Origin of the sequence: Pedobacter sp. HDW13, from assembly GCF_011303555.1 — a bacterium.
Taxonomy (GTDB): Bacteria; Bacteroidota; Bacteroidia; order Sphingobacteriales; family Sphingobacteriaceae; genus Pedobacter.
In genome coordinates this window covers 3,694,959-3,720,578 of the sequence record NZ_CP049868.1, presented here as the reverse complement: position 1 = coordinate 3,720,578, position 25,620 = coordinate 3,694,959, and the positions used below count along the sequence as shown (strand labels likewise).

Genomic DNA, 25,620 nt, shown 5'->3' with positions numbered 1-25,620 from the left:
AATTTACCTAGCCCATAACAAATTAGCCTTGGGCCCAAGCCACAACTCCAAAATGCCACCTTTACTAAAATCGGCATGCGAAAAAGAGATTTGGTTATGATCTTTCCCATTTAAGCTTGCTTTTTGGATGTAGCAATTCTCTTTTGAATTTTGATGGGTTTTGATCACAAATTCCTTCCCTTTATAATACTTATTGTTTAATCTAATGGTTACCTCGTCAAAAACCGGGCTGGTAATATCGTAAGTGGGGTTTATGGCCGTATTGCCGTTTAAACTAAATAAACCAATCGCCATTAAAGCACTCACACCGCCCATTTGCCCCTGGTCTTCATCGTGCCCACCATACCCCTTATCAGGGGTAACAGCACCATAAGCCTGTTCGGCTACCCTGCGTACCCAGTACTGGGTTAAGTCAGGGCGACCTGCATAATTGAATACATGCGCATTGGAACAGCCGGGCTGGTTGGCATAACTTACATATCCTGCTCCATAGCCAAATACAAAATCCTGGTCTTTGGCTTTTTCGAAGGCATAATTAAGCCTGTTGCAAAGGCTATCTGCACCGCCCATTAATTTAGCAAGTTGGTTTATACCATGCGAAACCGACCAGGTGGCCTGCCAGGCGTTTGCTTCTACCCAGCCACTTCCGCTAAGGGGATCTTTGGTTTGCCAGCTGCCATCGGTCTTTTTCGGGAAAATTAATTTTTGCTCGGGATTAAAAAGTGTAGTCCACCCTTGCGATCGTTTTGTGAAATATGCTGCATCGGCTGTTTTCCCCATTTTTTTTGCCATTTGCCCAAGCGCCCAATCCTGAAAGGCAATTTCAAGCGTAATACCGGCATTGCCAGGATAATATCCGTTAGTGATGTAAAATTCCATTGGTTTAATACCCTCTGCACCACCGCCCATCATACCGCCTGGGGCATGGTTATCTTTCATTACCTGATAAGCAACTGCCACAGGCTTTTTGGTTAAAATTCCGCGCTGATAAGCACTGGTGATCAGATTCGTAGCCGGGCATCCGGTCATAATATAACTGTAGCCTCCGCCACTGGGGCCTCTTGGCAAGAGCTTACCGTTTTGGGCATACTGGATTAATGAGGCTGAAAAATCATCAAGTACCTCGGGCCAGGCCAGGCCCCAAAGAATATTAAGGTTCCACTGGGTTAACCAAAAAGCATCCGAATTGTACATGTGAAATTTTGCCTTACCATTTTCATCTTTGGGCAAGGTCCTTACTTTAAATCTGAGGTTTACCGTAGCACTCCCTTTCTTTTCGCCATCTGTATTATCGGGATAATCGCCCGATACATCATCGATTTTATGGCGACCAAGTAATACGTGCCATAAATCGGTATACAGCTTTGTTTTTTGATCAATGCTTCCGCCCTTTACGGCAATGCGCCCTAACATCTCATTCCACTCCTCCTGGGACTTTTTGCGAAGCTGACCAAAATTCCAATGTGGGCTTTCTGATTGCAGATTTTGCCTCGCATTTGCAACACTGGTATAAGAAACCGCCACTTTTAATTGTATACTTTCACCAGCTTTTACCTGATATTGTGCCGATACGCCTGTAGTTGCTGCATCATAATAGCTCATTCCACCACCGTTTCTGGCCGTCTTATCGGCGGTTCCGTTTAATACGTTTACATCAGCCAACTGCTGTTTTCCATCCCATCCGTTTAAATGTTCAAAAGGCCTTTCGAAATCAATGGCAAAATAAACGCGCACATTTTCGGGTCCTCCCCATAATCTGCCTGTTGTATTTACAGAACCTTCTATGCGGGTGTTACTGATCTTTTCAATCCGCGCATCATTCATGGTTGCCTCGCCAACATAGCCCCCTAGGTTAACCAGCACGTTAGCCAGCGCATCTTTAGTGTAGGTAAAACGATAAAAACTTACCCTGTCGCCAGCGGTTTGCTCTACCCAGGTATGGTAATTATCCAGATAAAGGCGATGGTAGCCTGGCTGCACAATTTCGCCATCGTGCGAAAAGGTTGATTTCCATTCCTGTTCTCCCTTGTTGGGGTCAATAGCGCCAGTTGTGGGCATTAAGGTAATGCCTGACATCATCCAGCAGTGTATTTGCGGAAAGCCTAAAACTTCTGTAGAATTGTAATTATAACCACCACCATACTGGTTTTTATTGCGCGTTAATGGAGCTGCACTAATCATCCCAAAAGGCTGACTCCCGGTTACAAAGAAAAAGTACCTTCCGCGATTGGATTCGATATATGGATTTACCCAAGAAACAGGCTCCACTATTTGCGAAGGCCCGGGGTAAACCTCAATTTCCGACAAACCAATAGCTGCACCGTCAGCATCGGTAGTCTCGAAGCGTACCCATTTAACAGTTTGTTCAGGAAAACTAATCACTTTTGGCGCACCGTTATTGGGAATGGCAAATACCGAAATACGCGTTCCATTACTAAAGATTAGTGTCCCCCCTGCATTGTGCGATTTTGTACTAGCCCTGTCATAGAGTATAATCTGATTAATAGCCTGGGCTTTATCCCAGTCTAATTGCACCCAGGGGTAATCAATCTGCCCCCAAAAGGTAACCTTACTTTTCGATACCCATTCGCCTTTATTATCAGTTCTGATAATGCCATCGATGATGCAGTTTGCTTTTCCCTGCTCAGTTTCGGATGACGCACTTACGCTTGCTTTACTTGCAATACTCCCTGGCCCGGCATATGCACCCACCCTACATAAAGCGAACAGAAGTATTAATTTTAATATTTTCATCTCAGTATCAATCTGGTGTTATCCCACCGTTCAATATTTGTGTTTATGAGTCCCCAAACAGAACTGATAAAATCATTAATCAAAATGCAGGATGCCTCCACTGAGAAACAGTTATCACAGGATCGTTTACATTTGGTTAAGTAAATCTAATTCACTTTTGACGGAAAAACTCGTCGTATTGCGAAAAAAAACAGTCCATTTACGAAAAAATACTTTACCAATCTGCATATTCTTAATAACAATAAAGCTATTTATTTCACTAATTGTAATTTCAAAAGGGTCACATACACCCGGAGTAAAAACATTTGCCTTTTCAAATATATCGAGCGTAAAATAGCAGAGAAGAGGAAGCTGGTAAACTTCCAAAGGATGAATGGCGTAAACGAGTGACAGGCCATTATCATTAAACTGATATATGATGAGCCTGATTTGTTGCTTACTGTTAGGGAGATCGAGACCCGGATGGGTATCTCTAATCAAACTGCCAGGACTGACTTGGACCATTTGGAAGCATTAGGGCTTTTGGATGCCATGGAGATGAATAAAAAGACTAAGTTTTTTTTGCTGTCTGAGTCTTTTGAAGATATCTTGCGTAAGTTGACAAAATAAAAATCAAAAAAACCTCCTAATTTTACATAAACTAGGAGGTTTAAAGAAATTAATGATTTCAGATATTTTTATTCAACCATAATTATCTTTCTGCAATACTGTTCGGCCGTACCAGGTAGTTATTTATAGGATCTGATTGGTATATCCACACGGGCTTACAAAACGGCTAAATTGTGTCAAAACTTAAAACGCCCTTCTTCAAGAATTACTCAAATTTTAACAATTACTAATGTTTTTTACCTTATAAAGTTAAAAAACTGTGGATCACCGTATGCTTCTGCGAATTAGCCGATTGTCATTGTACCAGCGTATAATTTCCAGATCCACTGATCGTTTCCCCGCCATTTAGCGTTCCGGTAAAGGTAAAGCTATTGAGGCCAGTTTTAGTTACTGTTAGATTGGGCGTGGTATAACGGTATTTTCCATTCTCGAACCAGTACAGGATAGCATGGAGAGCGCAATTTCCACCTGCATTGTCAGATGCAAAGGTTCCGCTGTCAGCTTTCGGCATGACATAGATCGTTAATTTTTTTCCATCGCCAGCATCGGGGTCTAAACCAAGACGAATGCTGCCTGGACACTGTACATTATCTATTACAGCCCTAACACTATAGGTACCACGGGTTGCCTGAAGGGTTACCTCAGCTACATTCTGCTTGGCCGAAACTGCCCCAGTTCTTTGGGTAGACCCAGATCCTGAAGCCTGTCCATTTGTCGCCCCAACGGATGTCGTGGATTCGAACCTTGAAGTTGATTTCGAGCCAGTACTTGAAGCAGTAGCTGTTCCGGCGCAGTTGGACACACAATATTTTGTTCCGTTCGCACAGTTATAGGAAGGTCCGCCTTTTACATCACTATAGGCCGTTATAAAGAATTCCATAGAACTTCCCTGTGGCAGTACTTTATTATATCCAGGTGAATGTGTATACGTTTGTCCAGGATCGAGTACAAACAACCCGCCGTTCATCTTTTCCTTCAACTTGCCATCAGCAGCAACGATCCATGGGCCAAAAGTGAAACTGACGCGTTTGTCTGAGCGATTCTCGATGCGCCAATTGTACGTATATGCAGTTACTGAAGGCTCATAACCAATAGACTTATAAGATACATATAGATTGGGAAAGCAAGGCGCTTGTTTGGCCACGCTCCATTCGGTCTTGCCATAGCCTCGGTTTTGAGCCGAAACCCTATAAAAACTTAAAAGCAACAATAAAAAAAAGCAAAATCTTTTCATGACAATAAATTTATTTGTTTGATACTATAAATTTCCGAATTTGTCAGAACAGCGCCAATAGCTAGCGTTAGCTATTTATCCCCTCATACCCAACCCGCCTCGAAGGCTTTCCTGATAAGTTCCTGTGGAGTGCGAACCTGTGCTTTGCGAAGGATATTTTTTCTGTGTGCATTAACGGTATGTGGACTGATGAACAAAGCCTCAGCAATTTCCTTACTGTTAAAACATGATATGACCAGTTTTAGCACCTCGCGTTCCTTTGGGGTGAAAGGATCTGTCGATGGCCGAAGGTCAACATCGGTGCTAATGTTAAAATAGGAAGGTTCACCATCCAACCCAATAATCGAAAAACAGGGTGTCCCCTCTGGCTTTATATGCGTAATATCAGTATCTATATCTAAGGTACGGTAATAACCTTTTTCGTCATAGTCAATTTGCACCGCCTGGTGAAGGAGCCTTATATAGCTACCATTTTTTGCCCTCATACGCAGGTCGTACTGCATCTTGTATTTAGGGATTTTTTCGAACGGGAGTGAGACAAAAAACTCTGTGATCCGACGTTCGAACTCAAGGAAATAAGGTTTATCCTGTGGATGCAGGATGTCGAGTAACCGAAGAATATCCATTTCTTCTGGTATGTAACCCAGCACATGGCTGATACTAGGGCTGACGAACTCAAGTTCGGCCTGGAAAATATTGAATATATAATAATAGTAAGTACCAGGCTGGAAGAGATGTAGAAGACGTTTATGGAGTTCAAGTTGTAGCTCAAGCTCGTAGGGACGATTGGGTTTTTCTTTAACAACAGTGCGCCAGATCTTTTTAGCAGATTGGTAGAGCGAAGTATCTTGGTTAGACATTGAATGGAAACACTAAGTTGATTACGTTACTTAAATATAACAATAAATTGTGATTCTGCAGATTCAAAAATCGTGTAGTTTTACAACGATTTGGAAAAACCAAAAAGCATTGACCTTAAAGCTTATTGACGAAATAGAGGAATTCGAACCCTCCATTAAAGCCAAACTTACCTTTGAGAGACTAGGAAAGACTTTGGTAAAATGACCCTGCCAAAGACCGCTAATAGTTCTAATGAAGGCAAGGCAAGTGCCTCTGACAGTGTTTTTTATTATCATACTGTATCCGTTGCGGCTCCAATCCCTCACAGAGCAAAACATTGTCCAGTTCCTGTCTTACCCTCTTCACCTTATAGTGATTCTCCAACAAGTAGCTAAAGACATTTTTTTCCATAACTGGCCACTACTACCAAGACCCTAATTTATTCACCAATTGTGAATGTTTTTCTTAAAAAATTGGTTAACAATGGGGACTTCGCTAATAGTGCGTCGTCCCCATTTCCTTACGACCTACCGCTAGCACCGAATTTTACCGGGAAACCCTACTAGATTTATAATCACTTGCCACTAATGTATCCTAATGAGTAAAAAATAAAAATACTCCACTCATTTGTTCATCGATAACTGATGCTAGTTTACATGGGTTACCTTTAAAGCTCGGATTGATTATTTAAGGGGCATCAAAGTCATAGTAACATTCCCGTCCTTACTTACTATTCGTCCGTAAGCATTTCCACTGTCAAAATAGTATTCTAATTTGAATTCATTATTCAAAAGGAAAGTGTCCATTAATCCTACAGAAGCAAACCCTGTAGACTGTACCACCTTATTGCTCAGTTTGAATAAGCCTGTTGTTTTATCATACGTATAATTATACCGGTATCGCGTCATCGTAGGTGTAGCAGAATAATACATATAGCCTTGTAGGTAAATGTATTTATTTGCTGTGTCCCATTGCAAATCCAGGTCAATTTTTGAAGCACCACCTGCTACTGGTGGATCTGGGATCTGCCTATGTACCTGATATAGAATATTTGCGCCAGCAGCGTTGGTCCCAGGGTACTGCACCCTGAATGGAGAGAATACTCTGGCATACATGCTACCCATCATGTCTGCCAGTGGCAATAAGGGTGTTTGGGAACCCCGGATTTCATGTTTGTCCCCTTTGCCAGTAATTGCATACAATTTACCTCCGAGGAGTAAAATTTTAGCAATGACATCTCCATTTAATAATGGTATGCCTTTACCTATTTGAAGCCCGTCAGCGGTATAAGAAAATAAATCATTGGTTGTTACTATTTTATCATTAACATAACTCATGATACCTAGTGTGCGTGAATCGGAGTTGATTGTCAGCTGGTAGGTCACACCTGCGTGGTCGAATAAGGAGATTTGATTGTTTGCAAATATGCTTTTTACCTCATTTATCACGCTCAGGAAATTACCAGAGAGATACACCCGCTGCTCTTCCTGGCTCGCACGGATTAATATCATATCACTACGGAATTTACGACCTTTGAAGAACAAAGAGTCTTGAGTTGTGCGCTGCAGTTCAAACTCAATATCCGCTTTTAAGCCATCCCCATATTCACCGCCAATTACACCAGGGTCAGGATCTGCAAGTTGATGGATGTAGGTGTATGTCTCGAAAGAAAGCATGGGAGCGTTAATCAATTTCACGCGGTAACCAGAAGTGCGTACTACCTTACTTGACACGTTGTCAATGTCGGAAACCATACGGACACGATCTGCCTTCCCCTCTGCATCAAAATCCATATAAAATCCATATGTCCCTTTGGTCAAGGTTGAGCTAAGCACCCGCCAACCATATTTTGCTTCCACCAACTGCTGTTTAACTTCTTTTTGTAACTCCCCCATACGCTGGTCAGGCGTTTTATCAAAAACTAAGTCAATATCCTCCCGACGGCAACCGAAGAACAATAATACACCCAGAAACAAAAGTTTATTTAATTTTTTCATCTTCTTATTTTATTAGACTTCTACTGTTTATACTATTTTCTCGCTCTTTGTAAGGGGAAATTGATATAACTACCCTTATCTGCTTCTTTATAGAAACCACCAAAATCAAAAAAGAATTCATCTAATCTTGTTCGGGAAGGGGCATCTATAGACCATTCCGGGACAAAGTTCCCACTGGTGAAATAGCTGGCTATTTCGTCCATAAAAGGGGTCATAAACAATTTTGCGTTCGCATTTTGGTTTACATCCGTACCTTGAGTAGATTTATCAAATTTAACCGTGTTGTTTGCCGGGTTTGTTAAATATTTAAACGTATAATCGGCATAGGCTACTGGGGCCGTATTACGCTGATAACCAACCCTGATAATCAAATCCCCTTGTTTGGCATTACTATTTGGAATTAAAGCTCCGGGTGTAAATAGGAAAGTCAGATCTTTTACAACATACTTGTCGAATTGGGTATTGGCTGCCAAGGGCGCCTTGGTAATGAAATTGTTTACCTTCGTTTTTAAATCCGCTGAACTCACCGCTGTGTTGTAGGGCAAGGTGTAAGTGAAGGTAGCCTGATCAAAAAACCAGTAGGCAAAAGACTGCTTTTGCTTATCGTTAAAGCGGGTATACATGGCCTGTGCCATTTCACGTTGTACCCTTCTGAAATCTACCCCATAACTATCCCTGTAGAATTTGACTAATGCAGCTTCTTTTTTCTTCAGGATATCATAACCTGAAGCAGGTATTTTTCCAGCGCGGGTATCATACCAGAGCTGTCCATATACCAATAGAAATCCAGCAGTCTCCGCAAAATCTTCCATTACATTGGCCCTTGAATAGCGTGATACAAAGCCCTGTGCATCATTTATTGCATCAGGATAGGTAAAACTACTGCGCCAATCTGCAGAATAGTTTGCCTCGGAGATGGATTCAAACTCGCGCGGGATACGAATAATCTGTGTCAGGGTATGGGCATACTCATGATGAACAGTCTTTAACTTCGCCCGGGTTACCTCAGCATTTGTCGTATCAGCAGTGTTTACTTCATATATAGTAATACTGCGTCCCCCGGAAGAAAGGGCTAATATACGCCCATCTGAGGTGACCGCATAGGAACCAGATAAGACCCATTCTTTAGGAAAATAAGTTTTCGCAAAAACCGAACCTGCAGCTTTTTCAAAGGGAACAATGAATCCATTCCTGATCATCTCCATTTGCTCCTTCACTTTCTCTTCCTTTGCAGGGGATAAATTTTGTTTTAATTCCCCCATTTTATACCGGTCAAACCGATAGACGATCTCCATGTTATAAGGATTGGTGAAATTCCCCGATAGCCAATTATCTAATTCAATAGGGACATAGTCCAAATCTTTATTGAATTGAAAATCAATTTTTTCAGCTTTTCTGCAGCCTGCAGCGCTAATGATAAGTGACAAAAAAAGCGGTATATAATATTTTTTCATAATCATATTCTATTTATATGTTTATTTATTTCCTTCATTTTATCTTGGGTTCTTGGGTAGGCCAGAGAGGGAGCTACTTTCCGGTAATTGAAAAACACGTCTTGGATCATCCTTTTTTAGTATATCCGTGGTCTCAACCATATTGCTATCATAATATTTATGCACAATCTCAATTCCATAGCGATTGATGTCAAACCAACGCAAACCTTCATGAGCAAATGCTTTTTGCCTAAAATCCAATACCGTTTTAATTAGGCCTTCTTTGATGTCCGTGGTGTTATAGAAATCCAGGACTTTTTGCTGGGTAATGGCGTGTTGGCTCACATCATAAGCATCAATGCGTACTGCTGCAAAATCGTTTAGATCTTTCAATGCTAAATCATACTGTCCTTTGTAGATATAGGCCTCAGCTCTGTTCATCAGGGCTTCATCTGCTGAAAACAATACCTGTACACTGTAATAATTTTCGTCTGCCCGATATTCCGGATATTTGTTCAGGTTTGGTTTTTCAGCATCGCCACCAGTTGATGTCAGGTATTGGAAGAACCCTTTTCCAGTTACATTTTTTTCGGTAATCATGGACGTAAATAGTTTACCCCCTCCGTAGCGATTTGCACCAGATGAGTATGCAAACCTGGTAAATACATTAGCCATCAATAGATTGTAATTTGCCGTAGAACTGCCAAATTGCTGGTTTGGATTTCCTATTGCTTTCCATGCACCTGCCACCGGACGAATATTTTGCTTGAAATTATTTTCTGGAAAAATAGCCGAGCTGTATTGGATTACTTTATCATAATCTCCTTTGAAAAGATAAAAGCGGGCAGCAAAGGCATTAACTGCCTGCTCATTGAAATGGAATTTGGAAGACTTGAAGGTTATACCTCGAATCAACTTCATGCCTGCTAAAAGGTCCTTCTCAATATTTTGGTAAACAGAGGCCACCGTTCCACGGTCGTAGTTTTGGATGGCATTTTTTTCGGGTGTAGTCAAATAAGGTATCCCGTAGGTAGCATTGTCTCCTCCAATCTGATAAGCTTTGGAAAATAGAGAAACCAACATATGATGTGCGTATGCCCTGCAGATTAATGCTTCTCCTTTGAACTGTTGCCCTTTAATGCCAAAACCGTTGTCATCCACTGCTTCGATGGCATGATTGGCTGCTGCAATGACTTTGTACATATCCAACCAGTATTTGCTTGGAGAATAGGAGTCGTCTGCCCGCGTAAGTTCCTCCCAATAATAGCTACCGCGTGCCACATCATTGGTTGCATAAGCTCCAGGTCCTTTATCCGTAGCGTTATCCGAAGCAGTCTCCCCAAATAGAAAGTAATCTGTAGAAGGGTAAGCAGTAACCAGTAATTGCCCCACCTTATCGGCAGAATCCATTTCGGTACGCATATCCGGATTAACCTGAAAATATTTCTTACAGCCTTGTGTCATCAGTACAAGGAATGTAAATCCCAATATGCTATATAGTGTTCTTATATTCATTAGATTGCATTTTAATTGTTAAAAACCAGCTTTTAGGGAAAATGTAAACTGTCTTGGAACCGGTAAAGCGACTCCTCCGCTACCAAAAAATTCTGGATCAGCCCCATTTAACTTCTTGTCAGCATACAACAGGCTAATATTATTGCCTACAATGGCTACATCGATATTTCTCACTTTTAACCGCTCTGTTATAGACTTAGGCAAACTATAGCCCAGGGTAATATTTTTCAGGCGAATAAAATCTCCTTTTGCCACACGTGCATCAGATAGGTTGTAGGCACTATATGGATAACCTGGGTTAGTTGACATTTGAAAGAAAGCGACCAATGGGTCGATGGTGGCAGGTATATTGGTGTATTTTTCATCACCTGGCACCATCCATCTGTTTAACCACTCTTTGTTCATTCCAATATCATCGCTCATCTCCGACCCAAAGACAGGGGCTAGACGCACATAATTTCCAGCACTAAATGTAAATAATGCAGATAAAGAGAAGTTTTTATAAGCCCACTGGTTATAAAAACCTCCCGTGAAGGTAGGATCTACCGGCCCATGGTATATTAAGAAATCTTTTTTTGTACTTTGGAAATCAAGGCGTAGCGCATTGCGTACCCCAGTCTCGGAAATAAATGTTGGATAACCATATTCCGGGTTTAAGCCATCAAATTGAACGGAAAATAAACCGCGTTGGGAGTAGCCTTCAAGTGGGCCTCCTTCAGCACGTACCAGATCATTGATGACCGGGTTAATTTCCAGTTTGGTAATTTTGTTCTTATTCCATCCAAAGTTGAAGGAAGAACGCCATTTGAAATCTCCTTTTTTGATTGGATAGCCTGCAATGGTTGCTTCAAATCCCTGTCCAGACATAGTTGCATAGTTGGCTGTCTTGATTACCTGCCCCCTAAACCAGATGTTGTAACAGGCCCTATCAAGTCGAAGATATTGCGTTTGTAATAATCCAGGGTAACATCAATTTTCCTATTGAACATAGCCAGATCCGCTCCAATATTACCTTCATATAGTTTTTCCCAGGTTAGGTCGGCATTTTCCAGGGAGCCAATATTGACATACTGTTCCTTATCGGCTTCAATGGGCCTCATGGTGATGCCATTAAAATACAAAACGGACTTGTTTCTGGCATTTCCTAAATTGGCGACCAAACCATAGGTACCACGTATACGGGCGCCACCTATTAGCCAGTTGTCTTGTTTAAAGAATTTTTCCTGGTCGATATCCCACGCCCCTGAAATATTCCAGGTTGGTAACCAGCCTAATGCTTTACTTTTCGCTGTAGTCTTGCCTAGCATATTCGAACGGTCTACACGAGTCGTGAAATTGAAACTGTATTTATCTGCAAAGGCATATGCTGCGCGCAACATCATCGCAGCAAAGCGATCCTTTGAATAACCCATTCCAAAGTATGGCCGGTTTTGGTACATCGCATCCTGAAAGTATTTATAGTCGGGATGTACCAGGCCTGCGTTGGTATACTGATAACCTACTCCATCAAAATTGTCATATTGCCTGTCTGTTGAACGTAGCTCCATCGACCCAAATAAATTCAGGCGATGTTTTCCCTTAAATTTAGCATCGTACTCCAAATTGTGACGCACATAGTAACTCTTTAGATTATCACTGTTGGCATTATAAAAGCCACCATCAGGTAGCGTGACAAATGGCAAGGCTGCTGTTGGCAAGTTAGGGTCCCTAAATAAGAATGGATTGTTTTCCATAATAAATGGATCATTGCCATGTGCCCTGTAAGCCAGTACCATATTGGAATTTTCCATGACATAGTGCTTCCTCATAGTGGAGGCATAACGGTAAGAACCATCAACAGAGTAGGTTAATTGTGGAAGTATTTTATATTTAAAACCTCCCTGTACCTTAAGCTCATTTAATCCCAGTTCGATATAATTATTTTCCAGTTCATTCAGGATATTGAATGAGGCAAAATTACGCCTGAAATACTCTAAACTTCCGTCCTCATTATATGGCGTCATTAAGCGACTTGTATTCATCGCATAAGAGTAAGGATTGATATCAAAGTTCCTCGAGAATCCACCAGTGGATGTATTTGCACTTCTGGTCAAGGTACCTGGAGTGCGCTGATCTCGAATAGACCCATTGAACAATAGCTCGCCAGAGAATTTGTCGCTCAATTTGAAGTTTGTGCGTAGGTTCGCTGTAAATCGTTTCACCCTATCACCAACGGTCTGTCCGGCATCATTCATAAAGCTGGTTGAAGCATAGGTTTGAGATTTGGAATTACCCGATGAATAACTCAATGAGTGCTCCTGCATCAGGGAATTTTTAAATAATACATCAAACCAATCTGTATTGGCATCGGCATAGCGTTTTAAGAATTGCTGTCTACTTGCAACATCATTGCGTAAGGTAAACGAATCGTTGATCGGATCGTATTGGTACATCTGATCATACATTTTATTAAATACTCCCCCATCTTTGGAATTTTTAGAGGCGGCATGACTAAGGTATCCTTTTCGCTCCATCTCCAGTAACACATTCATCTGCTCGCCTGAGTTCATCATGTTAAATTGCTCATACCTGGGCTTACTATAGATACTCATCGTTGTGCTGTAGTTGAGCTGAGGTGCCCCATCGGTATTTCTCCCTTTTTTGGTTGTTACGATGATTACCCCATTCATGGCCCGTGCACCATACATCGCTGTAGCTGCTGCATCTTTTAAGATATTGAAGGATTCAATATCATCTGGATTTAATCCAGCTACTGAAGAACCGATTAACGTATTTGGGTCACCTGTAGAAAGTGCTTCATTGGAAATATTAACAATATCTTCAAGTACAATTCCATCAATTACCCATAACGGTTTATTATCTCCTGAAATAGAAGTAGCTCCACGTACACGTATCTTAGGGGCTGCACCAAAGGTACCCGTTACGTTCTGAACAGAAACTCCGGCGACCTGACCTTCTAACATCCGCGAGATATCTGGGACACCTGCCCGTGCTATATCTTTCGCATTGACTCTGGTTGCTGAACCGGTAAATAATTTACGATCAATGTTTTGATAACCAGTAGAAACTACATTCACCTCATTTAAGGTTTGATTATCAGCCTCCAGTTGAATTGTAATATTTTTCCTGTTTGCAACTGCTACTTCCTTTGGTTTATAACCTATAAAGCGTACAATCAAAATTGCATTTGCAGGTGCGTTTATACTAAACTCACCTTTGGAATTGGTACTGGTTGTAATGTTTGTCCCCTTAACGACAATTGATGCACCAACCAAAACTCCTCCTTCATCTCTCACAACGCCTTTGATTGGCTCTTGTAAAGCGATGCCACTACCTGATACATTGGAGCCTGACGCAGCACTGATGCTAATTGTCTGGTCAATAATTTTATAAACCATATTCCGGTTCAATAATAATTTCGACATGACCTGCGATAAACCTTCATTTTCAACATTCAGGTTAATTCGCTCAACATTTTTCAATAACGCATCATTGTACAGGAACTTGTAGCTGGTTTGCTTACTGATTTCTTTAAAAGCTTCTTCTAATTTGGCATTATGAAGGGAAAGGGATACGCGCTGTGCTTTTCCATTACTATACGCACAGGTCATAAAAATCAACATTAAAGCTGTTGTTATTTTCATTATCCGGAAAATTATTGGAAAAGGCATGTGTACGGGTGTACCACAACCTTTACCAAATGATAAGTTATTCATACATTTGTGTAATTGAGTTAATGTAAATCGTTTGGTTAGCTTAATTATCTTGACAGGGGTGCAGCAACACCTCTGTCTTCTTTTGGAAATTTGAATGGTTTAGTTGAGTAAGTTTATTTCATATTTTTCGTTTAGAGATTAACAACTTATTTTTATCTACTTTAAATTCCAGGTCACTTACAAATTCCAACATGTTCAACACTTCGGAAAGATTAGCGTCTCTGCGGATTTCCCCTGTATAGGTCTGTAATAGTGGAATGTCATTTGAAAATGAAACCTCCAAATCATACCAGGATTGTAACTCCTGGGCAATCTTTACAATATTATCGCCGTTGAAATAGAACACATTGTTTTTCCAGGCCAGTTCCTTTTGAAAATCAGCCGGTTGTACGTCAATCAATGACCCGTTTATATCTCCCCGTTCCCCGGACGTAACATGACCGATTTATCCCCTTTAGAGAGTTTCACACTACCCTCTACCAAAGTAGTTGCCAATTGATTAGAATATGCCATTACATTGAAGTGTGTACCCAGCACTTTAACTTCTGCTCCCTTACTTTCTACATAAAATGGCCGATGAGCATCTTTGGCCACTTCAAAATAAGCTTCCCCTCCAGCAACGTCACGCGTCTTTCATTTCCCACAAATTTTGAAGGAAAATTTAACCGGCTGTTCGCATTAACCCAAACCTTCGTCCCGTCTGCCAAGGTTAAATTGATATAGTTTGCCGCAGGAACTACAAGTGTATTCAGCTTAGTCAGCAATTGCGCTTCGCTGCCTATAGCTTCAGTAGATGAATTGTTCATGTGACCATCGGCAGAGAAAAGAATATTATCTTCTACCTTGATCTCCGATCCGTCTGCCCGGATTACTTTCGCACCCAAAATTGCCGGTAACACGTCATTTTTATATTTAGCATCCTTACTCTCCACAATCCGCTCAGTACCATCGTTAAACTGATAAACCAGGAAATATATGGTTATCGATATCAAAACAGCAAGTACGGCGGCTATTGACCTCCACATGAATACTGTAGTGCCTCTTTGCTGTTTTTTAAGCACAGATTCCCAGCCGCGCGCCGTATCGAATTGATTAAATACCGACGTATCAATTCCCTGGGCTGATTTTTTCTCTAAATCTTCTAAAAATAACTTGTTGCGTAAATCATCATCACGCCAATTGGAAAGTGCAGTACTTTCTTCCTCGGTAAGGTTACCGCGAAACTTTTTAACAATTAAGTCAGCTATATCAAATGGGTTATTCTTCATATACTAGAGATTAAGAAACCGAAACCTAAAAAAAGGGTGACAATTATTTAATCTTTTTCAAGCAATTATTTAACATGCTTTGATTTTTGCTCACTAACCATTTTTATCTGCTTGTCAATATCTAAAGTAGAACGATCAGCCTTGATTTGGTTGTCCCTGATCTGCTGACCTACTTCAAGAGCCTGATCCCAGCGCGAATTACGCCATAAGATATAGAAATAGGTGTTTAAATATTTTGGGTCTTGCTTGCGTTTAAGTAGCGACTCCATCCAGGTAATACCTGCAGCCCCCTCATCTTTAGCGGAGGTCAAATTTCCCAGTACATGGGTTAAGGAAGTAGTATAGGCATCATTATTCAACCCATATTTCGTCAAAAAATCATTTCCTCTTGCTATATACAATTTAATATCATCCTTACCTTGAGCATCATAGGAATCAAAAACCTGGTAAAAAGCAGCATACTCATCGTAGAAAGGATATTTTTTGCTCCTAAATAGCTTCATTTTATTTTTGAAGTCACTGAGATCCTTATTGCTAAACCCGGAAGCCTGCAAATTTTTAAAGTACCAGAGATAGGAAGCCGCAATCGTACTGTCTATCTTTTTCTTTCCTAGTTGCTTATAATAATCCACCTTATTCATCTCCATATATTCGAATGGAGCAGAAAAGGGTACACTCTTAACTATCTGCATCAGCTCAAACGTATTGGTTGAGGCCTTCTGTTTCCCGGAAAGTGATGCAAAATATTTTTCAAAATCATATATCGCCTTATCTGAGCGGTAGGATTGAACCAGTGTCTTGAAATATTTAGTCATGAAGGCTTGTGTGCGATTGCCAGAATCCCACTCCTTGACCAATACCAATTGATTTTTATTAGGATCTAAAGCTGTTTTACCCAATTGAATAAAGCCCTGCACATCTAGTCCACCAGCAATAGAATGAACAGTATTACCTGCTGTATCCAAAAACATTAAAGTGGGATATGCCTGTACTTTGTAGTGCTTACCTAACGCTAAGCCATATCCTTTGTCATCACATTGAATCTTAACGTTAACAAACATTTGATTATAAAAATCACCCACTTCTTTCTTAGGGAAAATTTCATCAGACATTACTTTACAAGGTGCACACCAGGAGGTATAAAAATCTACAAAAATCATTTTTTTCTCCTTTTTAGCTTGCCCGATGGCCTCCTCCAGGTTATGTTGGAAATTAATTCCTTGAGATTTGCTTTCAAATCCACATACGATTATACAAAACCCTAGTAAAAGGGCTTTCCAGTTTCTGCTGTTCATAAAATTCTTCAATCTAGATTATCTTTAATACATATTTAGTATCCTGCACTTCAAGGATGCGGATCATATTACAGGTATAAGAAACCTAAACCACAAAAAGGGGTGACAATTAGTTAACTAAATTTTAACGGAAAAATAACATCGTAAAAACCACGTAAAACTCTGGACGTATTTTTTGTTTTAAAACACGCAAAGCTCTCTGTTTTTGGGTTTTGATGGTATTGATGGATAAAGACAACTGATCTGATATTTCCTGATTAGAGAGCCCTTCTAAATAGCTTAATTTAAAAATTTTCCGGCAGGCCTCAGGAAGCCCTGCTACAATCATATTTACTTCCGACATGAACTCTGCCCTGATGACCATGTGTTCGTAATCGGGTTCATCTATATCCGAAAAGTTCTGCCTTTGAAAATATTTTTGTACCGTTTTGGATTTACGGTTCAGATTGTAAACAGCATTACGTATAGCCGAATACAGGAAGGATTTGATAGCTTGTTCATCGCTGGAAATAGATTGTTTATGCTTTAAAAAACTGACATAAGCATCCTGAACCAAATCTTCAGCAAGATCGGTATCATTTACCATTTCCCAGGCAAAATAGCACAATGCTTTATAGTTCTTTACGAATAAAATTTTATCAGTCTGGGAAGACATATCTGCTCAGTTCCAGTTAGTTTCAGCCTTCGAAGCTAAGATAATTTATTGTACATTTTATGTATGTCGTAAAAAATATAAAAAAACAGTAAGTATGATATTTATTTGGGGATTTCGCTAGAAGTGGTGCAGAACCACTTTTAGCGAAATCCCCATATTGACAACATTTACCTGATCGTTAATTAATTTTGGAACAGGCTTATCGGGTACAATAAAAGTAAAAATGGTTAAATCTGAAAACTACATTGATATTTACTGATACTTTTTTTGCTCTAGCAAGCTTAAAAGTACCAAGCCAGATATATTGCTGCAAAATAGTATACAAATATTTTTCTATTCAGTCTTTGGATCAGCACATTAACTCAAACTTTCAGGATCGCTTGTAATATGGCACAAAAATGAAAGGCAATTATTCAGGTGTTATAACACCTGAATAATTGCCTTTCAAACAATATTGACTATCTTTTACATCCGATGCAAGCCTGACTTAAAAAATCAATTCAAGTGTAGCCTTTTTCCCTTCAAAATGTACTCCGTAATTAAATAAAATGTTGTAATTTTTGGCATAAGATTAATTAGATTGTACTTCTATCAATTCATTGGGACTTGTTTTAAAAGAAATCCTGTTTCCGCTAAGGACTTCTGCCTTTTTACCATTCCTGATGAGTAGAACCTTTTTGTCGGCCCATGGATTTACGAGTGTACAAAGTTTTCCTTTTTCACTTATGATCTTAACATTGGTAACCATTTCATCTTTTAAATTGGCGGAAACTAAAAAAGCACCCCATGCCCTGATGCGTTCAAAACTTGCATTTTGTTTTTTTGGAATGCCATTGAATAATCTAATTACATTTCCTGCACTCATGCATAGCATTTCATTAAGTGCATTAGCCACCGTACAACTATTTTCTATTCCATGGGGGTTATTTAATTGAAAACCGTTGGGATAAGTATGCAAGGCATATTTATGCAATTCATTTAAGATAACAGCCGGATCATATCCTACCCTAACTGCTGCCATAAAAAAACTATTGGTCGTGTTCATGTCCTGCCAGCGTTTCATCTCATCAATAGTATTGCGGGAAACGGCCAACAAATCTGCTTTGCTATCCAGGTTAATTGAATTTGAGGGATAAATATGTTGTATTCCCAGTCCATTATCAGGCCACCAATCTACGCCTTTCTCCGTGTACCTAAATACTTTTCTGCCATTTCTTATCTGAATCGGAAATTCACTCAATTTATTTAGAATATCTGCCCATTTTCCCTTCCTACTTTCATCAAGCTTCAATGTAGCACTTAGATCAATGATCAGATCAAAGGCATTTCTAACCAAACCAAGTGATAAGATAGGATTTTCATTCCCTCCCGATCCCTCATGAATGGCATCGTCGTAAATGACGTACCTGCCATCTTCATATTTCAGGTAATCCTCCCAGAATTCGACCACGGCAAGTGCATAGGGATAGATCTTTTTACCATACTTTTCATCATAAGTGCAACGCCATTGTTGGGCCATATTTAACAACCCGTATGCTGCATTAGAACGTTGACCGTAAAATAGTCCCCCCTTTTCAATATCCCTTTTCTTCTGGTAACCACCAACGGCAAAATCACGGGTTACTTCAATACCCAAGGGACCAATACCCACCGGATACAAAATCCCCCTTATTCCTTTAACATTTTTTGCATACCATTCTCCCTAGACAGGAAATCAATAAGAGGGGCATCATGAGGCTCCCCCTGCGCGATTCGGTTAGCTGCATAGAGCCCGTAAAAAGGTGCCTGAAAATTATAGTTTAAATGATAATCCCCGTTCCAGGCAGGTTTATCTGTCGTGGTCCAACCAAATATTCCGGGAGGGAATTTTGGATCGCGACTGCAAGCCGCCATCGTATAAAGTCCCTGATGATAAGCTTTCATCAATACTGGGTCGTCAACAGCTATATTCGATTGGTCCCAATACGTTTTCCACCACGCATTGTGTTTTTTCAATAACGCTGCAGCTGATTTTTTATCAAGTTTTTTTATTCGGTCCAACACATCTTCCAAAGGGTTTGCTTTTTTGAACTTACTTTCAACAGCAATTCCAATAGTTATTTTCTTACCTGGTTGTAGTAGAATGCTGCTGTCATTAGCGCTAATATTTTTTAAAGCTACAGCCACTTCTGTCGGAATGTCCACACTATCGGTAAAGGCACGGGTAAACCAAAAAACATCTTTTATTTTTCCGCTTTTTAATTTTGCATGCTCATGTTCCGGAGCATTTAAACCAATGGAAACCTTTGCCGCTTTACCTGAAGCGCTTAACTCCAAAAAAATAAGATTTTCTGTTGCCGACACCCATGATCTTGCAGTTACACTTTGCCCTTGTTTTTGTAGCAGACAGGTGGTGACACCATTGCTAAGTGATTGTTCAGCAGAAAAACTATCCTCATTAAAGCCATTAATGGCTATATCGACAAAACCTACCACCCTGGGGCCTGACAGCCCATCAGCTTTTGATCGCAACCGCCAAAAATCATTCTTAGATAAATAATAACGTAGACGATCTCTTTTAAAGCCTACACTCATGGTAACATCACCATTTCCCATTAATGGGGCATCTATTGAAACATTATTAGGAGTGTGCGCTGGTGGCTTAGTCCAAATATTTTGTGACCAGCCACTTTGGAAAAACAGGATTAACAAAAAAACAAGCTTTATTATCTTCATTATTTATGTTCTACAATTTTGTACCGTTTGTTTTAAACAATGGCTTAACAACCCATCTGCAAAATGAAATTTTTCTTTAAATTTCATCCGCCAATTTTTTAGAGTTTTAGTTTGTTAACATACCCCCTGTTTTTAATCAAGGAAAAGGATTGGATTTCTGTTGATGGAAAGTTCTTTTGCCAACATCACCTTAAAACATTGACACAAAAAATAGTTACCACACTATTCATCAAATCCTTATGGTGGGTTAAAGGTTAAGACCATGGTCAATTGTTTTTTTTCTGATTTCGCTTGCCCGGGTCCTACTTAATGTTTCTAATCTTAAGCCTAGAAATGAAGCAATAAAGATTAAGGGCACCCGGCCTATCATCCAGGGGAATACTTTAAGTAAATACCGATAGCGTCCAGTGGCCGAGCGAACTTGACAAATTAATGCCCTATCATATGCTACCCGATAATAAAGTTCCATCATCTTTCTACCTATGATATCAGCCTCCGAAAAATTCCCATAAAGCATGGTAATTAATTCACGGGGGACTGCAATGAGTTCTACATCCTCTAAAGCCTGAATATAGCCATGTGAAGGCTCATCTTTCCATGGGTTATTTATAGCCCCCACTATCTCATTCTCGTGACAAATCCAGGTAGTAATCTCAAACCCTGAATCTTTGTAAAATCCCCTTACAACACCTTTCATTATCAGGTAAATGTAGCGATTCGTGTCATTTGGGGTGACTATAAAGCTATGTTTGCGGTAGTGGACAGGAAAAGTCTGGGCATTGATAAGTGCTTCCATTACCCCTGTTAATAAATGGTACTTATTGCAAAAGGAAACAAGCGGGGATCTACCGTTATAAGATCCCCATTTGCCATTATCCGGAATATTGGTCATAAAGTGATATAATTGGTGTAACAAAAAATATTGTGCTAAGCGGAAAGGTTGCCACGGCCAGAGAAAGGTAACCTTCCTGTATAGCGGCAATAATAATCTTTCGGTGTAAGGGGACTTTACAAAACCTAAAGAATTTATCCGGGATTACGCGCTACAAAACTTAGCCCAGTTGCCTGGCAAACTAAAAAGAAGTGCCGGTAACTGGGCCAAGGAAAAAAACGTAAGGGTGAAAAGCACAAAGCAAACCAATGCCTGAACTTAAGCGCAAATATTTTTGTCAAAGTGTTAAAAGGAAATTTTAATTGCATTAAATATTTATTAAACCATTAATTTGCTTTAAAAGCAGCGTCTAAAACCATCTGACTAAGCCAACATCAAACTTCTATTAATTTTTCTTCTAAAAATCAAAAAATGCTTCGTTAAAAAATGATCAAATATTGACTATTACCGATGTTTTTTTTGCCCAAATTATTTCTTTAAAGTTTTCGATGGGGCAATGTTCTACCAATTGTCAAATATATCGAGCATAACAACATCCATTTACCCAGGGCATTCCCCAATACAAATCTATAATGAAACAATTCTATTGGAGGGGTAAAATTGTCTGAAATAGGGGTTAAAAATATCTATTTCCCTTTTTCAGGGGACAATAAGCCGGATTAAAAGAATAGTGTACCGTCCTGAAATCACAAGATTGCGCAATCTCAATTGAATAGTGATGACAACCTAAAGTGAAAACAAATCATCCATTGTAACTTCGTTCTGGACAAGGCCAATAGAATTAAAATTAGATTGCTACACGCAATTGAGCCCCTCCCCGAAGCATCGATCGCCAGGTTATTGGGATACTGGAAAGTTTCGTTGAAATACACAACTTGGCTACCTTACTCCGGCTCAGGTTGAAAGGTGAATGATGAAAATAAAACCAAAACTGATAAAATGCCCCCACTTCTCTATTGCAATTCCAATCTTGCCATGCTATTAAAAAAAGCCTGCAAACAACTATGCAGGCTTTGAAATGACTATCCTTGAGGTCTTAACAAAACAATAAGGTTAGTAATTGCACTAATTACAGACATTCATGTCACTTTCTTTAATTGCACCGGCACCAAATGACAGTTCGAATTCATCAATTTCTCCATTCTTATAGAAAAACTTTTCTTTATTGCTGTTATTAATATTTACTTCTACACGATCTACTATTTTATCTTCCATAAAGATTCCCCCAGACATCGTGGCGATACCATTTTTTATTATAAGGCCATGGGCCTCCTTGAAAAGATAGAAATCCTTAATATTTGAATATTCGAGTTTAATGCAAATGATATAGTATTGTTTACCAAACCGATTTATAATAGTAGATTTAATTACCTTTCCCTTAAACTGAATCTGTTTGAAATTCTTTTCTAAAACAGCGTTGTCTTTCTTCATTTTATTATTGCTACTTTTCTCTACAAAAAAAATAATTGAAGCAAAAAAAATCATTACTACTAAAATAAAGAACAAAACTTTAAGAACTTTATTCATAAAAAATTAAAATGGTAAAAGATGAGACATCCAATTCATTGCTTTCTGTGACCATGACATTTTAGCACTTTCAATATTAGGGCTTATTATCTTATGATATATTATGCTAAGGTAAAAACAAATCATCCATGGTAACTTCGTTCTGTACCAGGCCAATAGAATACATGTTGTTTTTAATGCCATAGGTTGTAACCATGGCTAGGAACAGTGATTTTTTAGTTTTGCTCTCCCGACGGAATATATCAAGCTTGTACCGTAACTCGGCAGCATAGGTTTTATCTATTGCGAACTCAGTATTTGAAAACTTCATTTCACAGATGCTTATCACATTATCCTGTCTGTCTAGCAACAGATCAACTTGTGCACCGTTTCCATCTTTTGGAATATGCCGCCAAGCTGATGCTTCAGTGAACACTCCGGAAATACCCAGTGCCTGCTTAATATTATCGGTATGCTTCATGCAGATCCCTTCAAAGGCATAACCACTCCAACTCCTCCAAGAAGGCGTCGATGATTTTTTTAGCCATGTCCCTGCACCAGTGGCACGGGAATGTTCGATAAATTTAAGATAGAAAAGGCTGTATTCGTCGCTGAGTTTGTAAATGCTCTGACTGGCATTCTTCTGGAAAGGCAGGTGCGGTGTAATGAAGCCTGACTCCACAAGCTCCTCAAGTAAAATACTCGTAGTTCCTCCACTCTTTAGGTTACATGCCGCTATAATTTCGTTTCTTGTCAATCCCGACGGTTTATCCGCGAGCGCTCTCACTACGGAAATATGCCTGTCTGCGTTTTCGAACAGCGAGCGGTATAGGTTTGCGAATTCTGTTGAAAGCAGACCATCTTTAGTGAAGCAGAGCCTATCAATGGCCTGGGTAGCACTTTCCCCTTTTTTGAGCTCTTTTAGATAATGTGGCACACCGCCCATTGCCATAAAAATGGTTAGCATTTGGTAGCGGTCAATATGGACATTTTTGCTTTTTAGATACTGTTCTGTCTCTTGCAATGTGAAAGGTAATAGGCGAATTTTACGCGTTAGGCGATTATGCAGGCCTCCTTTGCTGTTGACAACTTTTTTGATCATCCAAGTGGCAGCAGATCCACAGATAACCACAATCAGATTTGGCTGCTGTGAGGCCCATTGGTTCCAAAAATATTCAAATGCAGAAAGAAAGCCTGATTTATGTGAACTTAACCAAGGGAACTCATCAAAGAAAATTACAGCTTTTCTTTTTTTAATTATAGGGGTTGCAAATTCCCTGAGTTGCCAGAAGGCTTCTGTCCAGTTCTTAGGGGCTGCAGGAGTTAATTGGGAGCCTAAGGCATCTGCGATGGCCTTGCTGAAATTGAGCAGTTGCTCAGCAGCATTCGCATCATGAACTCCCGAAAGTTCAAAAATAAGCTGCTTCTGAAAGACTGAATGGATCAAAAAAGTTTTTCCGACCCTTCTCCTGCCAAAAACCGCTAAGAGTTCTGATGAAGGCGAGGCAAGTGTCTCTGACAATATTTTTTTCTCAGCTATTCTTCCAATGAGCAATTCCATTTTATTTCTTTTAATGATCAACGATGAAAAACAATTTTATCCGCAGCCAAAACACATCTCAAATATATAGTTTTGGCTGACGATAAAAAAATATCCACAGCCAAAACACCTAAAAAAAACAACAATTTGGCTGCGGATGATAGATTTTATTTTAAAAAATGCTCTTTGATAGATGGAAAATTAGTAAAGTCAATTTACAAAAAACAGTTCTTTTGAAATAACTGTAATCAACTTCGATAATATCTTTGGATTGGGGATTGATATAAAAACAAAAAATATTGACATGCTTGAGTATAAAGCTACTTGGAATAACAAAACGGTTGTTAAAATAGAGCGCTTCTTTCCAAGCAGCAAGACCTGTTCAAACTATAATCATTTGAACCAAGACCTACCTCTAAAAGATAGAGAATGAACTTTTCAAAGCTGTAATACAGTCCCCAATAGAGATTTTAATGCAAGCATAAACATTAAAATACAAGGTTTAAAAATATTGCCTGGTTTAGATACTAACTCGGACATTAACCAAAAACGGAGTAAGGCGTTGCCACTGAGTAAGTCTATGACCTCCGAAGCCACACCAATCAGCTATGCTGGGGTTGGGTAGTTCACTTGTTTCTCTTTGCCTCTTTTCAGGCAATGGATTTTATAAACAAAGTTAAGCCGTTTGCTTGTTAAAATTGTTTCGGTACTGCAGGGGACTAATATCCATTTTTGAACGAAACGTTTTATGGAAATTGGATATATCGTTAAAGCCACTATCGTAACAGATTTCAGAAATTGATTTGTCAGTGTTGATTAATTCACGCACGGCAAAATCGACCCTGTAATCATTAACAACCCCAACAAAGGTTTTACGGGTGATCCGTTTAAAATACTTGCAAAAAGCATGTGTAGACATATTGGCAATGCTTGCCGCGGCCTCCAGTGAAACCTCATGTTGAAAATTGTCGACGATATAAGCAAATACCTGGTGAATGCGCTCTATGCCAGAAAATGATAGCAGTGCAAACTCATTTTGTTTTTGCAATATAGAATACCTGGTTGCTGTAGCTAGCAGATGCAACAGGTCAAGCAGTATTATGAGTTTTTTGAAACTATTGTTTTCCAGTAAAAGAGCATTCATCATTTGCCGGGCAGCGATAGTGTCTCCGGTAAAGTGTATACCGTTACTGCTGTCCTTTAACAGCTGTGTTATCTTTTTCATCTCCGGTATGTTGAAGAAATGATCGCCCAGAAAGTCTTCGCGGAAATGCACTACTATTGAAACCGAATCCTCTGTTGCATCTTCAGCGGTTTTCCAATAGTGTGGAAGGTTAGCACCTAGCATAACCAGATCGCCAGCAAAATAGTCTTGCATGTTTGTCCCCACATACCGTTTGCCCGAACCTTTTACAATGAGGGTTAGCTCATATTCGGGGTGATAGTGATAAGGCGCTGAGAAATATCTTTCAGTAAACTTCTTCACAATAAAGGAAATGTGTTCTGAGGTCTTGACTGCTTCAAATGCCGGCTTCATTTATTGACAATATTAACCCTTGAAGTTATAACAAATAACACAAATGACAAAATAATCCATAAGCCAGCCAATATTTTCGTTTTTTCCATGTTACAGATGCTGTTAGTTTGTATT

Annotated in this window: 20 protein-coding genes and 1 pseudogene; 2 read left to right on the top strand and 19 right to left on the bottom strand. The window is 39.6% G+C overall.

What is annotated here, in order from left to right:
- Positions 1-3: 3 nt before the first annotated feature.
- On the bottom strand, positions 4-2,754 hold the full coding sequence (locus G7074_RS15565) for a GH92 family glycosyl hydrolase (RefSeq protein WP_166209547.1): 2,751 nt from the start codon (positions 2,752-2,754) through the stop codon (positions 4-6).
- Between the two features lie 126 nt (positions 2,755-2,880).
- Complete coding sequence (locus tag G7074_RS15560; protein ID WP_166205928.1) at positions 2,881-3,258, bottom strand: hypothetical protein; 378 nt, start codon at positions 3,256-3,258, stop codon at positions 2,881-2,883.
- Here G7074_RS15560 and G7074_RS27960 point away from each other — a divergent pair.
- Positions 3,184-3,363 (top strand): DeoR family transcriptional regulator, encoded by a 180-nt coding sequence (locus tag G7074_RS27960; protein WP_166209544.1) that lies wholly within the window; start codon positions 3,184-3,186, stop codon positions 3,361-3,363. The two genes, G7074_RS15560 and G7074_RS27960, sit on opposite strands and share 75 nt — an antisense overlap.
- A 295-nt stretch (positions 3,364-3,658) precedes the next feature.
- On the opposite strand, the gene G7074_RS15550 is transcribed toward G7074_RS27960, so the two are convergent.
- The 16 genes and pseudogenes from G7074_RS15550 to G7074_RS15470 form a co-directional block, all read right to left on the bottom strand.
- Positions 3,659-4,597, bottom strand: coding sequence for a hypothetical protein (locus G7074_RS15550; protein WP_124561784.1), 939 nt, complete (start codon positions 4,595-4,597; stop codon positions 3,659-3,661).
- 83 nt (positions 4,598-4,680) lie between these two features.
- Entirely contained in the window at positions 4,681-5,457 is a 777-nt protein-coding gene (locus G7074_RS15545) for a LuxR C-terminal-related transcriptional regulator (protein WP_166209541.1), read from the bottom strand.
- 663 nt (positions 5,458-6,120) lie between these two features.
- The gene (locus tag G7074_RS15540; RefSeq protein WP_166209539.1) at positions 6,121-7,434 is read right to left on the bottom strand and encodes a DUF4302 domain-containing protein; all 1,314 of its coding nucleotides are present in this window, start codon (positions 7,432-7,434) and stop codon (positions 6,121-6,123) included.
- Positions 7,435-7,466: 32 nt separating this feature from the next.
- Positions 7,467-8,888, bottom strand: coding sequence for a substrate import-associated zinc metallohydrolase lipoprotein (locus G7074_RS15535; RefSeq protein ID WP_166209536.1), 1,422 nt, complete (start codon positions 8,886-8,888; stop codon positions 7,467-7,469).
- A 39-nt stretch (positions 8,889-8,927) separates the two neighbouring features.
- The gene (locus G7074_RS15530) at positions 8,928-10,382 is read right to left on the bottom strand and encodes a RagB/SusD family nutrient uptake outer membrane protein (protein WP_166209533.1); all 1,455 of its coding nucleotides are present in this window, start codon (positions 10,380-10,382) and stop codon (positions 8,928-8,930) included.
- An 18-nt stretch (positions 10,383-10,400) separates the two neighbouring features.
- The gene (locus G7074_RS15525; RefSeq protein ID WP_166209530.1) at positions 10,401-11,249 is read right to left on the bottom strand and encodes a hypothetical protein; all 849 of its coding nucleotides are present in this window, start codon (positions 11,247-11,249) and stop codon (positions 10,401-10,403) included.
- Positions 11,250-11,272: 23 nt separating this feature from the next.
- The gene (locus tag G7074_RS15520) at positions 11,273-14,026 is read right to left on the bottom strand and encodes a SusC/RagA family TonB-linked outer membrane protein (protein WP_166209527.1); all 2,754 of its coding nucleotides are present in this window, start codon (positions 14,024-14,026) and stop codon (positions 11,273-11,275) included.
- Between the two features lie 190 nt (positions 14,027-14,216).
- Complete coding sequence (locus G7074_RS15515; protein ID WP_166209524.1) at positions 14,217-14,498, bottom strand: DUF4974 domain-containing protein; 282 nt, start codon at positions 14,496-14,498, stop codon at positions 14,217-14,219.
- 8 nt (positions 14,499-14,506) lie between these two features.
- Positions 14,507-14,904: pseudogene (locus G7074_RS27955) on the bottom strand (FecR family protein).
- Between the two features lie 527 nt (positions 14,905-15,431).
- Positions 15,432-16,661, bottom strand: a complete 1,230-nt coding sequence (locus G7074_RS15500; protein WP_166209515.1) for a thioredoxin fold domain-containing protein — start codon at positions 16,659-16,661, stop codon at positions 15,432-15,434.
- 124 nt (positions 16,662-16,785) lie between these two features.
- Positions 16,786-17,316, bottom strand: a complete 531-nt coding sequence (locus tag G7074_RS15495) for a sigma-70 family RNA polymerase sigma factor (RefSeq protein WP_124561792.1) — start codon at positions 17,314-17,316, stop codon at positions 16,786-16,788.
- Positions 17,317-17,887: 571 nt separating this feature from the next.
- Positions 17,888-18,976 (bottom strand): hypothetical protein, encoded by a 1,089-nt coding sequence (locus G7074_RS15490; RefSeq protein WP_166209512.1) that lies wholly within the window; start codon positions 18,974-18,976, stop codon positions 17,888-17,890.
- A gap of 8 nt (positions 18,977-18,984) precedes the next feature.
- Entirely contained in the window at positions 18,985-20,031 is a 1,047-nt protein-coding gene (locus G7074_RS15485) for a hypothetical protein (RefSeq protein WP_166209509.1), read from the bottom strand.
- Positions 20,032-20,278: 247 nt separating this feature from the next.
- On the bottom strand, positions 20,279-20,827 hold the full coding sequence (locus G7074_RS15480; protein ID WP_240916320.1) for a Crp/Fnr family transcriptional regulator: 549 nt from the start codon (positions 20,825-20,827) through the stop codon (positions 20,279-20,281).
- Positions 20,828-21,988: 1,161 nt separating this feature from the next.
- Complete coding sequence (locus G7074_RS15475) at positions 21,989-22,450, bottom strand: hypothetical protein (protein WP_124561795.1); 462 nt, start codon at positions 22,448-22,450, stop codon at positions 21,989-21,991.
- Between the two features lie 106 nt (positions 22,451-22,556).
- Complete coding sequence (locus tag G7074_RS15470; protein WP_166209503.1) at positions 22,557-23,990, bottom strand: ATP-binding protein; 1,434 nt, start codon at positions 23,988-23,990, stop codon at positions 22,557-22,559.
- Positions 23,991-24,273: 283 nt separating this feature from the next.
- Here G7074_RS15470 and G7074_RS27950 point away from each other — a divergent pair, with 283 nt between their 5' ends.
- Entirely contained in the window at positions 24,274-24,402 is a 129-nt protein-coding gene (locus tag G7074_RS27950) for a zinc ribbon domain-containing protein (RefSeq protein WP_124561796.1), read from the top strand.
- A 243-nt stretch (positions 24,403-24,645) separates the two neighbouring features.
- Here the strand turns inward: G7074_RS27950 and G7074_RS15460 are convergent, their stop codons facing one another.
- A complete protein-coding gene (locus G7074_RS15460) occupies positions 24,646-25,506 on the bottom strand; it encodes an AraC family transcriptional regulator (protein ID WP_166209496.1) in 861 nt (286 codons plus the stop codon).
- Positions 25,507-25,620: the final 114 nt, after the last annotated feature.

Bases quoted from the DNA above. Each gene is read 5' to 3' on its own strand.
- G7074_RS15485 (WP_166209509.1), bottom strand. From the start codon at position 20,031: ATGAAGATAATAAAGCTTGTTTTTTTGTTAATCCTGTTTTTCCAAAGT.
- G7074_RS15525 (WP_166209530.1), bottom strand. From the start codon at position 11,249: ATGTCTGGACAGGGATTTGAAGCAACCATTGCAGGCTATCCAATCAAA.
- G7074_RS15495 (WP_124561792.1), bottom strand. From the start codon at position 17,316: ATGTCTTCCCAGACTGATAAAATTTTATTCGTAAAGAACTATAAAGCA.
- G7074_RS27950 (WP_124561796.1), top strand. From the start codon at position 24,274: ATGCTTGAGTATAAAGCTACTTGGAATAACAAAACGGTTGTTAAAATA.
- G7074_RS15540 (WP_166209539.1), bottom strand. From the start codon at position 7,434: ATGAAAAAATTAAATAAACTTTTGTTTCTGGGTGTATTATTGTTCTTC.
- G7074_RS15460 (WP_166209496.1), bottom strand. From the start codon at position 25,506: ATGAAGCCGGCATTTGAAGCAGTCAAGACCTCAGAACACATTTCCTTT.
- G7074_RS15560 (WP_166205928.1), bottom strand. From the start codon at position 3,258: ATGGTCCAAGTCAGTCCTGGCAGTTTGATTAGAGATACCCATCCGGGT.
- G7074_RS15520 (WP_166209527.1), bottom strand. From the start codon at position 14,026: ATGAAAATAACAACAGCTTTAATGTTGATTTTTATGACCTGTGCGTAT.
- G7074_RS15475 (WP_124561795.1), bottom strand. From the start codon at position 22,450: ATGAATAAAGTTCTTAAAGTTTTGTTCTTTATTTTAGTAGTAATGATT.
- G7074_RS15545 (WP_166209541.1), bottom strand. From the start codon at position 5,457: ATGTCTAACCAAGATACTTCGCTCTACCAATCTGCTAAAAAGATCTGG.
- G7074_RS15470 (WP_166209503.1), bottom strand. From the start codon at position 23,990: ATGGAATTGCTCATTGGAAGAATAGCTGAGAAAAAAATATTGTCAGAG.
- G7074_RS15565 (WP_166209547.1), bottom strand. From the start codon at position 2,754: ATGAAAATATTAAAATTAATACTTCTGTTCGCTTTATGTAGGGTGGGT.
- G7074_RS15535 (WP_166209536.1), bottom strand. From the start codon at position 8,888: ATGAAAAAATATTATATACCGCTTTTTTTGTCACTTATCATTAGCGCT.
- G7074_RS15480 (WP_240916320.1), bottom strand. From the start codon at position 20,827: ATGGAAGCACTTATCAATGCCCAGACTTTTCCTGTCCACTACCGCAAA.
- G7074_RS15550 (WP_124561784.1), bottom strand. From the start codon at position 4,597: ATGAAAAGATTTTGCTTTTTTTTATTGTTGCTTTTAAGTTTTTATAGG.
- G7074_RS15530 (WP_166209533.1), bottom strand. From the start codon at position 10,382: ATGAATATAAGAACACTATATAGCATATTGGGATTTACATTCCTTGTA.
- G7074_RS15500 (WP_166209515.1), bottom strand. From the start codon at position 16,661: ATGAACAGCAGAAACTGGAAAGCCCTTTTACTAGGGTTTTGTATAATC.